General features: G+C 72.2%; 13 protein-coding genes. 8 read left to right on the top strand and 5 right to left on the bottom strand.

Features of this window, described 5'->3' with window-relative positions:
- Window positions 1-980: ectoine/hydroxyectoine ABC transporter substrate-binding protein EhuB (gene ehuB / locus GUY60_RS27430; protein WP_161702515.1), on the top strand; the 980-nt coding region annotated here is incomplete at its 5' end.
- 21 nt (window positions 981-1,001) lie between these two features.
- Here ehuB and GUY60_RS27425 read toward each other — a convergent pair.
- Window positions 1,002-1,781 carry a class I SAM-dependent methyltransferase gene (locus GUY60_RS27425; RefSeq protein WP_161702513.1) on the bottom strand — a complete coding sequence of 260 codons (780 nt, stop codon included), beginning with the start codon at window positions 1,779-1,781 and terminating at the stop codon, window positions 1,002-1,004.
- Window positions 1,782-1,995: 214 nt separating this feature from the next.
- On the opposite strand from GUY60_RS27425, the gene GUY60_RS27420 reads away from it, so the two are divergent.
- A complete protein-coding gene (locus tag GUY60_RS27420) occupies window positions 1,996-2,310 on the top strand; it encodes a hypothetical protein (RefSeq protein ID WP_312866440.1) in 315 nt (104 codons plus the stop codon).
- A gap of 19 nt (window positions 2,311-2,329) precedes the next feature.
- Here GUY60_RS27420 and GUY60_RS27415 read toward each other — a convergent pair whose 3' ends face one another.
- Window positions 2,330-2,677 carry an antibiotic biosynthesis monooxygenase family protein gene (locus GUY60_RS27415; protein WP_161702511.1) on the bottom strand — a complete coding sequence of 116 codons (348 nt, stop codon included), beginning with the start codon at window positions 2,675-2,677 and terminating at the stop codon, window positions 2,330-2,332.
- 65 nt (window positions 2,678-2,742) lie between these two features.
- On the opposite strand from GUY60_RS27415, the gene GUY60_RS27410 reads away from it, so the two are divergent.
- Both GUY60_RS27410 and GUY60_RS27405 read left to right on the top strand, forming a co-directional pair.
- On the top strand, window positions 2,743-3,171 hold the full coding sequence (locus GUY60_RS27410) for a MarR family winged helix-turn-helix transcriptional regulator (protein WP_161702510.1): 429 nt from the start codon (window positions 2,743-2,745) through the stop codon (window positions 3,169-3,171).
- A gap of 40 nt (window positions 3,172-3,211) precedes the next feature.
- Complete coding sequence (locus GUY60_RS27405) at window positions 3,212-4,519, top strand: ROK family protein (RefSeq protein WP_161702508.1); 1,308 nt, start codon at window positions 3,212-3,214, stop codon at window positions 4,517-4,519.
- A gap of 39 nt (window positions 4,520-4,558) precedes the next feature.
- On the opposite strand, the gene xylA is transcribed toward GUY60_RS27405, so the two are convergent.
- Window positions 4,559-5,728 carry a xylose isomerase gene (gene xylA, locus GUY60_RS27400; RefSeq protein WP_161702506.1) on the bottom strand — a complete coding sequence of 390 codons (1,170 nt, stop codon included), beginning with the start codon at window positions 5,726-5,728 and terminating at the stop codon, window positions 4,559-4,561.
- 277 nt (window positions 5,729-6,005) lie between these two features.
- Here xylA and xylB point away from each other — a divergent pair, with 277 nt between their 5' ends.
- From xylB to GUY60_RS27380, 4 genes are all read left to right on the top strand, one after another.
- On the top strand, window positions 6,006-7,517 hold the full coding sequence (gene xylB, locus GUY60_RS27395; RefSeq protein WP_161702504.1) for a xylulokinase: 1,512 nt from the start codon (window positions 6,006-6,008) through the stop codon (window positions 7,515-7,517).
- Between the two features lie 85 nt (window positions 7,518-7,602).
- Window positions 7,603-7,827, top strand: coding sequence for a hypothetical protein (locus tag GUY60_RS27390; RefSeq protein WP_161702502.1), 225 nt, complete (start codon window positions 7,603-7,605; stop codon window positions 7,825-7,827).
- The gene (locus GUY60_RS27385; protein WP_161702500.1) at window positions 7,827-8,210 is read left to right on the top strand and encodes a hypothetical protein; all 384 of its coding nucleotides are present in this window, start codon (window positions 7,827-7,829) and stop codon (window positions 8,208-8,210) included. Before GUY60_RS27390 ends, GUY60_RS27385 begins: the two co-directional genes overlap by 1 nt.
- Window positions 8,211-8,351: 141 nt before the next feature.
- On the top strand, window positions 8,352-8,663 hold the full coding sequence (locus GUY60_RS27380; RefSeq protein WP_161702498.1) for a DUF6401 family natural product biosynthesis protein: 312 nt from the start codon (window positions 8,352-8,354) through the stop codon (window positions 8,661-8,663).
- 44 nt (window positions 8,664-8,707) lie between these two features.
- On the opposite strand, the gene GUY60_RS27375 is transcribed toward GUY60_RS27380, so the two are convergent.
- Both GUY60_RS27375 and GUY60_RS27370 read right to left on the bottom strand, forming a co-directional pair.
- Window positions 8,708-9,481 (bottom strand): mechanosensitive ion channel family protein, encoded by a 774-nt coding sequence (locus tag GUY60_RS27375; protein WP_161702496.1) that lies wholly within the window; start codon window positions 9,479-9,481, stop codon window positions 8,708-8,710.
- Window positions 9,482-9,614: 133 nt separating this feature from the next.
- Window positions 9,615-9,980 (bottom strand): iron chaperone, encoded by a 366-nt coding sequence (locus tag GUY60_RS27370; RefSeq protein ID WP_161702494.1) that lies wholly within the window; start codon window positions 9,978-9,980, stop codon window positions 9,615-9,617.
- Window positions 9,981-10,148 lie beyond the last annotated feature (168 nt).

Below are 10,148 nucleotides of genomic sequence, written 5' to 3'. Positions count from 1 at the left end.
CCGACTCCGTACCCCCGACCGCACCCGTACTCCCGGCCACGACCGCACCCGTTTCCGCTCCCCCGCCCCGCGCCCCACTCACCCGGCGCCACCTGCTCGGTGTGGCCGCAGGGCTGACCGTCACGGCGGGGGCGGGCGTCACCGCGTACCGGCTCAACGTCGACGACGGGCCGGGCGGCACCGAGGACCCGAAGCCCGGTGGCCTCCTGGCCGCCCTGCGGGAGAAGGGCGTCGTCAGGCTCGGCATCGCCGACGAACGGCCCTACGGGTACGTCGACGGGTACGCCGGCAGCGACATCCATGCGACCGGTGTCGGGCCGGCGGTCGCCGCGGCCGTGTTCAAGCGCCTCGGGGTCCGGCGGACGCAGGCGGCGACCACACCGTTCGAAATGCTGATCGCGGGCCTCGGCGTGGACCACTTCGACGTGATCGCCACCGGTCTGTACGTCACCCCGGACCGCTGCCGTCAAGTGCTGTTCGCCACCCCGCACTTCGAGCTACGGGACGCGTTCCTCACCGCGCGGCGCGGCGCCGCGACGGTCACCTCGTACGCCGATGTGGCGCGGGTGCAGCGGCAGGACGGGTTCAAGCTGGCGTGCGCCGCGGGCTCGCAGCAGTTGGAGTACGCGAGGGAGGCCGGGGTGAAGGACATTCTGCCGCTCGTGGACCCGGAGGCCGGTCTCGCGGCCGTATCCACGGGCCGGGCGGACGCGTTCGCCGGTACGCATCTGGATGTCCGGGCGCTCGCCAAGAAGGACTCCGAGGTGGCGGTCTCACGTCCGGTGCAGCCGACGTCCGGCGGGCGACCCGTGCACAACGCGGGCGCGTTCGCCTTCGCGCGCGATCAGCGGGAGTTGCGCGACGCCTTCGACACCGAGCTGCGAAAAATCAAGAAGAGCGGTGAACTCCTGCGCCTGGTCAAGCCGTTCGGCTTCACGAAGGCGGAGATGACGGACACCGCGCTCGAAGACATCTGCTAGGAACGCCTCCCTCTGCGCCGCTCAGCTCCGCCGCACGCGCAGTACAGCGGTCTGCATCGGGAGCGTGAACTCGCCGTGGGCGGTCTCCGGCCGGCTCCCGAGGTAGGCGCGGATCCGGGCCCGCGCGGCCTCCCGTTCCTGTTCCGGCATGACCAGCATGCCCGCGCGCGTCGCGAGGGTCGCCACCAGGGAGTCGGCGGTACGGCGCTGCCCGTGCGCGAACACCTGCTGTTCCGGCGAGCCGAACCGGGCGGGGCCTCCGGCCGGCGGGAGGTGCATACGGGCCGTCTCGGCGCGCCAACTCGCGGGTGTGTCACGCGGGCCGATGGCCGCGCTGCCGCTGACCCGTGCGAGCCCGGCGACCCAGTCGACCTGGTCGTCCATGACGTTCCACAGGCCGGCCAGAATGCCACCGGGCGCGAGGACCCTGGCGATCTCGGGCCCGGCGACGGCCATGTCGAACCAGTGCATGGCGTTCCCGGCCAGGACGACATCGACGGACGCGTCCGGCAGCGGAATCTCCTCGGCGCTGCCCGCCAGGGCACGAACTCCCGGTAGTGCGCGGCGCAGTTCGGCCAGCATCGCCGGGTCGGGCTCGACCGCGACGGCTTCGGTCCCCAGCGCGACCAGCGTGCCGGTCAGTTTGCCGGTACCGGCGCCGAGATCGAGCACGCGCGTGCCGGGCGCGGGCTCGATGGCCCAACTCACAGCTGTCTGCGCGTAGTTGGGACGGTGCTCGGCGTAGGCGACCGCCGCCGCGCCGAACGAGGAGGAGTGCAGCCGCCGTTCATCCTGATCCATGCGCTGACGCTATCGGCGCTACGAAGGGGCGGCCACCCCGCCTTCGCCCCCGCCGGGCCCATCGGAGGGGCCCCTGTCCGCCCGCGACGAGTGCGATAAACCGCCGGATTGCATCCACCGTGTGAACCCCGCCCGTTTCCGCAACCGGGGCGGCCCGGTCGCGCCTCTCATGCGGTGCCGTCCAGGACGGCATCCGCATTCGAAGGAGAGCGTTGTGGACACGATCACGATGACTGCCCCTCATGTAGCCGACTCGACGTTCCGGACCTGGCCGCAGGACGAACCGCAGCGCACGGCACCGGGCGGACCGCAGTACGGACCGCAGGACGACTTCCTGCTCCCGCCGCCGAACCCGGCACACCGGCTGCGCTCCCCGCTGGACCCGCGCGATCTACGGCGACTCGACCTGAACGCCGCACTCACGGCGGCCGGAATCGCCCCCTCCCCCGGCGACCGGGACGCCATCGAGCAGCTCAGCGCGCTCCCGTACAGCGTTCACGAGGCGCTGCACCGGTGGCTCACGCGCTGATCCCGGATGCCCTGGACGCTCAGCTGTGGTGCACGGACTCCACCTGGTAGAGGTGCGGGTCGAACGCGTCGGCGAGCGCGGCGGCCTGGCGCATGTGCACCTGGGCGTCCGGGTGGTCGAGCATCGCGCGGAACGCCGCTTCGCTCTGCCACTGGGCGTAGTTGACGACCCGGGTGCCGTCGTCGCCGGTGTGGATGTTGGCCGCGATGAACCCGGGCAGATGCCGCATCACGTCCTCCGTGGCCCGTACGAGCAGGTCGACGAGTTCCCGCTGACGGTCGGGGGCGACCGTGAAGACGTTGATCAGCGTCGCCACGGGCGCGCCGACGGCGATGGTGGTGGCGGTGACCTCGGTGGACTCCGGCATGGTGACCCTCCTCAAGTGTCAGGTTCCTTACACAGCTGTTCGGCATTCTGTGTAAGGTTCCTGTCATGAGTCAAGCGGAAGTCGGCCAACGCATCGGCTATCAGGTCAAGCAGCTGGATCAGGCGTTCCGCAGAGCGTGCGAGGAGCGGCTGCGCGAACACGGCCTCTCGATGGCGCAGTACGCGCTGCTGCACGCCCTCGCCGACGCTCCGGGCGCCCCGGCCGCCGAGCTCGCGCGCCGTACGTTCGTCACCCGCCAGTCGCTGCGCGGCGTGCTCGCCGGGATCCAGACGGCCGGACTCGTCTCGGTGGCGGCCCGGCCGAGTACCGGAAGGGCGCTGCCCGTGACGCTCACCGCGGAGGGCCGGGCCGTGCTCGACCGGGCGGACCGGGTCGTCCTCGACGTGGAGGAGCGAATGATCGCGGGCCTGCCGTCCGACACGGTGGACCAACTGTCGTCGCTGCTCACCGCATGCGTACGGAACTTGGCGTGAGCGGCCGGCGCGTGCGGTGCCCGCTAGGCTCGGCGGCACGATGAGGAACAACCGCGCACCGCTCGAACCCAAGGCCGACAAAGCCACCGTGCGGCGGCACAACCTGAGCCTCGTGCTGCGGGCCGTGCACGACGCGGGCGAGACCACGCGGGCGGCGGTGGCCGGGCGTTCGGGCCTGACGCGGGCGGCGGTCTCCTCCCTTGCCGAGCAGCTCCTGGAGCGCGGGTTCCTGACCGAGTCGGGCAAGTCGTTCAGCGGTCAGGCGGGGCGGCCCGGCACGGTCCTCAAGGTGGCGCGCACCGGCTTCGCCGGGGTCGGCGTGGAGATCAACATCGACTACGTGACGGTGTGCGTCGTCGACCTCGCGGGCACGGACCGGGTGCGCCTGAGCGAGCACCTCGACAACCGGGGAGCGCCGCCCGCCGAGGTCCTCGCCCGCGCCGCCCGGATCACCGCGCACGCCCTGGACTCGGCGGCGGCACAGGAGTTGGTGCCCGCGGGCGCGCATCTCGCGCTGCCGGGACTGATCTCGGGCGGCACCGTGCGGCAGGCCCCCAACCTGGGCTGGAGCCGGGTCGCCGCCGAAGGGCTGTTCGCCCAGGCCCTGTCCGGCGAAGGCCTGCGGCCGGGCACCACGCCGACGCCCCGCGCGCTGCCGGTCGGTTCGGGCAACGAGGCCGACGCCGCGGCCCTCGCGGAGCTGTGGTTCGGCGCCGACGACAGCGGCGAGGGCGGGACCGGCGAGAGCGGGACCGGCACCACGAGCGAGGGCGGGCTCCGCAGCTTCCTCTACCTCACCGGCGAGATCGGCATCGGCGGCGCACTGGTCCTCGACGGTGAACTCCTGCGCGGCGCCCACGGGTTCGCGGGCGAGATCGGGCATGTGGTCGTCGACGAGGACGGCCCGTTGTGCCGCTGCGGCGCCCACGGCTGCCTTGAGCAGTACGCGGGGCAGGCGGCGCTGCTGCGCGGCGCGGGGATCGCCGAGGACGCGGGGCAGCCCGGTGTGGTGGAGCTTGAGCGACGGGCGCTGCGCGGCGACGAACGGGCCGTCGCGGCCCTCACGCGCGCCGGGCACACCCTCGGCCTGGTGCTGGCGAGCGCCGTGAACCTGATGGACCCGGACGCGGTCGTCCTGGGCGGCACGTACCGCCCCCTGTTCCCGTGGCTCGCCCCGCCCATCGGCGCGTGCCTGGAGCGGCGCGTGGTGTCGGGCCTGTGGTCGCGGGAGAGCGGCCGGCTCCGGGCGTCCTCGTCGTCGGGCGACGCGGCACGCGGCGCGGCGGCCCTCGTGATCCGGGACGTACTGGCAGACCCGCTGACGTACGCGGAACGCACGGCGAACTAACCGAACGCACAAGGACCACCGCCGCCGCGCAGGGTCACCTCACGCGAGCCCGAGCAGATGCTCCAGAGCGAGCTGGTCGAGGCGCTCGAAGGCCATGGAGCGCTCGGCGGCGCCGGTCACGTCGAACGTCTCGTACGCGGCCCGGTCGGCGAGCAGACCCGAGAGGCCGTCGGGGGCGGTGGGTTGGGCGAGTTCGTGGAGGCGGGAGTCGCGCAGCGCGTCCTGCACGGCCGGGTCGGCGCGGAAGGCGGCCGAACGCTCCTTGAGGATCAGGTAGTTGCGCATGCAGTTCTTCGCGGACTCCCACACCCCGTCGAACCCGTCGGTACGCACCGGCTTGAAGTCGAAGTGCCTCGGCCCCGCGTATCCGGCGTCCTCCAGGAGGTCGACGAGCCAGAACGCCTGCCGCAGATCTCCGGCGCCGAAGCGGAAGTCCTGGTCGTACTTGATGCCCGACTGGCCGTTGAGGTCCAGGTGGAACAGCTTGCCCGCCCACAGGGCCTGCGCGATGCCGTGCGGGAAGTTCAGTCCGGCCATCTGCTCGTGGCCCACCTCCGGGTTCACGCCGACGAGTTCGGGGCGTTCCAGGCGCTCGATGAAGGCGAGGGCGTGGCCGATGGTGGGCAGCAGGATGTCGCCGCGCGGCTCGTTGGGCTTGGGTTCGATGGCGAAGCGCAGGTCGTAGCCCTGGGTGGTGACGTACTCGCCGAGCAGGTCGAAGGCTTCCTTCATCCGGTCGAGGGCGAGCCGCACGTCCTTGGCCCCGCCGGACTCGGCACCCTCACGGCCGCCCCAGGCGACATAGGTGGTGGCGCCGAGTTCGACGGCGAGGTCGATGTTGCGGAGCGTCTTGCGGAGCGCGAAGCGGCGTACGTCGCGGTCGTTGGCGGTGAAGCCGCCGTCCTTGAAGACGGGGTGCGTGAACAGGTTGGTCGTCGCCATCGGCACCCTCAGGCCGGTGGCCTCGAGGGCGGCGCGGAACCGCTTGACGACGGCCTCGCGCTCGGCGTCGGAGGCACCGAAGGGAATCAGGTCGTCGTCGTGGAACGTCACGCCGTACGCGCCGAGTTCCGCGAGCCGTTCGACGGACTCGACCGGGTCGAGCGCCGGCCGGGTGGCCGTGCCGAACGGGTCCACGCCCCGCCAGCCCACGGTCCACAGGCCGAAGGTGAACTTGTCGTCGGGAGTCGGGGTGAAGCGGTCCGTCATGGTGGCCCCTTCGTCGCGGAGATGTATGTGTTCTCTGGTACGTGTTCTCTGGTATTCGTTCTCTCACATTTGTTTTCTCGCCTTACTAATACTCCACCGACGCCCCGCGCACCAGAGCCGTGCGGCGCCCCGCTCCGCTTCCTCCACCCTTGAAGTACTCGGCCCCTTCCGGGATCCTTGACTTCGAACCCCCGGATCCCGACACTCCGGCGACGTGCGAAGGCATTTGTTCTACGCGCGCCCAAAACCCCCGACAGACCGCAGGTGGAGGTACGCGATGACGAGCAGCCCCGGTCCCGGTGGTCCCGCGAGCGGTGGGCGTACGGGTCCCGTGGTCATCGGCGTGGACAGCTCGACCCAGTCGACGAAGGCGGCCGTGGTCGACGTCGACTCCGGCGCCCTGCTCGCCCTCGGCCGCGCCCCGCACACCGTGACCGGCACGGACGGTGCGCGCCGTACCGATCCGGAGCTGTGGTGGCGGGCGTTGGCCTCGGCGGTCGCCGACGGACTGCGCTCGGCCGGGGTGCCGGCGCGTGCCGTGAGCGGGATCGCGGTAGCGGGTCAGCAGCACGGCCTTGTCGTGCTGGACCGGGCCGGACGGCCGCTGCACGACGCGCTGTTGTGGAACGACACCGGTTCCGCGCCGCAGGCCCGCGCCCTCACCGAGGAGCTGGGCGCGGACGGCTGGCTGGCCCGTACCGGGGTGCTGCCGGTGGCCTCGATGACCGCGACCAAGTGGCAGTGGCTGCGGGAGCACGAGCCCCGCGTCGCCGAGGCCGCCGCGGCGGTGCGGCTGCCGCACGACTTCCTCACGGAACGGCTCTGCGGCACCGCCGTCACCGATCCGGGCGACGCGTCGGGCACCTGCTGGTACTCCACGGCCGACGGCGGCTACGACCCCGTACTGCTCGAACTGACCGGCATGGACGAGAAGTTGCTGTCGCCGGTGGCGCCCGGCGGGGGCGACAGGGCCGGTGTGCTGACCGCAGCGGCGGCCGCGGAACTCGGGCTGCCCGCCGGGATTCCCGTGGCGGTCGGCACCGGTGACAACATGGCCGCCGCGGTCGGCCTAGGCCTGGGCCGCGCCGGGCTGCTCGACCACCCCGTGGTCAGCCTCGGCACTTCCGGCACCGTGTTCGCGGCGAGCCGCACCCGGCCCGCCGTGCCCGAGGTGGCCGGCTTCGCCTCCGCCGACGGCGCGTATCTGCCGCTCGGCTGCACCCTGAACTGCACGCTCGCCGTGGACAAGGTCGCCCAGCTGCTCGGCCTCGACCGGGAGCGGGCCGAACTCGGCGGCGGCCCGGTGCTGCTGCCCTACCTGGACGGTGAGCGCACCCCCGATCTGCCGCACGCCACCGGCCTGTTGACCGGTCTGCGGCACGCCACCACGTCCGGGCAACTGCTCGGCGCGGCGTACGAGGGCGCGGTGTTCACGGTGCTGCGCGCCCTCGACGCGCTGCTCGCCGCCTGCCGCCTCGACCCGGCCGCACAGGACACGGCCGCGCTGCCGCTGCGCCTTGTCGGCGGGGGCGCGCGGGGCCGTACCTGGGTGGAGACCGTACGGCGCCTCTCCGGCCGGCCCCTCGTGCTGCCGGAGGCGACCGAACTGGTCGCGCTCGGCGCCGCCGCGCTCGCCGGGTCGGCCGTCAGCGGCACCGACCCGGTCACGGTCGCGACCTCCTGGAACCTGGGGCGCGGGCGTGAACTCCCGCCCCTGGAACGTGACATGGAGACATGGCGACGTATCGACTCCGTACTCGACGCGGCGGCGGGGCCGCTGCTCGGCTGACTCCCTCACGGCGCACCGGTGCGCGCCGGGGCGCACCGCCGCCGATCGCTTCCGTGGCCTGCTAGCTCCTTGCTAGCCTGCCGTCATGGCCACCGACCACAAGCAGTTGAACGTCCGCCTGCCGAGCCAGACACACGCACTGGCCAAGGCCAACGCGGACCGGCGCGGTCTCAGCGTGCAGGCGTATGTGTCCGGGCTCGTGGAGGAGGACGTCGACCCCGCGCGGGACGCGTTCGTCTCCGGGCTCGTGGACGACCTGACCGAACTGCTCGGCGAGTTCGAGGACGCCTTCGAGGCGGGTCTTCGTTGATGTTCCTGCGCATCGACGCCCGCTGGATCGAGGAGTCACTGGCACGGTTCGAGCGCCGCTCGGGGCGCGAGGTCGGCGTCGACGACTGGGGCGCGCTCGCCTCCGCCGTCCACCGGCACGCGTACGAGCTGCACGCGGGCGAGCCGTTCTACGTCGAGGTGCCCGTGCGGGCGGCGGTGCTGCTGCAGATGTTCGTCACCACCCGGCCGCTGCGGGACTACAACGGCCTGGTCGGCAGCGCCCTCGCGCTGCGCTACCTGCGGGACTCCGGCGAGAGCGTCAAACCGCCCGCCGGGGCGATGCCCGCCCTGGTCGCCGGGATCCGCGACGGCGGCCTCTCGCTGCGCGCGACGGCGGCGCGGCTGCGTTCCTGGAGGGTGTGAGGCACTGCCGGGGGTGGCACTGTCGCGGGTGGCGCTGCCGCGGGTGGCGCTGCCGCGGGTGGCCCGACGGAACGGCCGGCGTGACCGAATTCATCCGCTGAATAGGTGATTTATGGGGCCGGCCGAGCCTACGGTTGAAGTGTGTTTTCCTTGGCCGAGATCAGCAGTGCGTACAGACCACGCTTCGCGGAGTTCGCGTTCGAGCCCGCCTTCGTAGCGCGGGTCGATCAGCACGTGGCCGACGTTCGCGAACGGCTCTCCGCCGCGGGAGCCGCGCTTGAACCGCGACGTCCGGACCCCGAGCGGCTGTCCGACTACGCGCTCGGCTTCCTCGACGCCCTCACCGAGATCGACTGGCGGGAGCCGGTGGGACACGACTACGCCGTGTGTCGCCTCACCGCGATCACCTGGCTCGTGCACGCGCACAAACTGCTGCCCGGAGTCCGGGACTGACCCGGACCCCGGGCATGCGGGGATGAACTGGTGCCGCCTGATGATCAGGCTTCCGGGCGGCCGCGGTACTCCTCGCGCTCCTGCGCGGGCTGGTTGGTCAGGGCGTCATCGCGGCCGGCCTGGTAGTCCGAGACCCCGCCGCGGGTGCGGGCCGTCTCACGCTCCGCGGAGTCCAGCCACCGCTCCCAGCGCTGCCGCATCGGCGTGATCATGCCGCCGCCGACACCGACGATCAGGATTCCGGCCACGGCCGCGAGCGCGGCGACGAGGAGCGGCTGGGTCACCGAGGTGGCGATGCCCGCCTGGCCGAGGGCCGCCATCGCGCCGAGGACCACGATGCAGGCCCAGACGATCTTCGCGACGGTGTCGCCGTACGAGGTGCTGGACAGGGCGTTGGCGACGATCGACTTGACCGCGTTGGCGATGGCCAGGGCGACCACCACGAGGACGACGGCGATGATGCCGCGCGGCAGCCAGGCGACGATGCCGTTGATCATCGCGCTGACCGGGTTGGGGCCGAAGACGCCGAGGGCGAGCTGCACCGTGATCAGCATCAGCGCGTAGTAGATGATCTTGCAGACGAGGCCCGTCAGATCGAACTTCGAGCCTTCCAGCATCCGAGCCGCGCCGGACCGTTCCGCGAGCCGTTCCGAGCCCACCTTGCGCAGCACACGGTCGAGAACCCGGACGATCAGCTTGGACACGAGCCAGCCGATGGCCAGGACGACCAGGAAGCCCAGGAGTTTCGGCACGAACTGCGCGATCTTGGACCACGCGTCGTTGAGACCTTGCGTGAAATTGACGGCGAGTGTGTTCATGGGAGCCCTTCGTCGGTGCGTCTCCCCTTGCACATGATGTGCAAGCCCCCACGCCGAGCACCGCGTCAAGATGGCCCATTCGGATGACGCACCCTTCTCGGGCGGTCCTCGCGGGGGCGCTACGGCCGGTGGGTCAGCAGATCTCGCCCGGCCGCGCGGCGACCGCCCGCAGCAGATCCCGTACGAGTACGAAGTCGATCTGCTCGGGCCGCCGGAAGCGCAGGCAGCCCTTGCCCATGTCGTGTCCCGCGAGCCGGTCCGCGAAGGCCTCGCGGACATCGGTCCGGGTCAGATAGAGCGAGATGTACTGCTTCTGGCAGGCGAAGGCGAACTCGCCCCGGCCGTCCCGCTCGTACGCGGGCATGCCGTACGCCATCGCCTCGGTGAAGCCGGACAGTTCCGTACGGCACAGCTCCCGCAGCCGGACCAGGGCCGCGCGCCGCTCCTCGGGCACCTCGGCCAGGTACGTGTCGACGTCGGCCGCGCTGCTCTGCACCATGCCGCGAGCCTACCGATCCGCCGTCTCCACGCTCCGCCCGGACGGCCGGGGCAAGACCTCCGGCCCCTGGCTCGGCTCCGGGGCGGGCACCTGGGCCGGGGCGGGTGCCGGGGACGCGGCGCGGGGGGCTTCCGGGCCGAGGTAGGCGCGGCGCCAGCGGAGGAAGGG

The organism is Streptomyces boluensis (genome assembly GCF_009908195.1).
Lineage (GTDB): Bacteria > Actinomycetota > Actinomycetes > Streptomycetales > Streptomycetaceae > Streptomyces > Streptomyces boluensis.
This window is presented reverse-complemented; position numbering and strand designations above follow the sequence as displayed.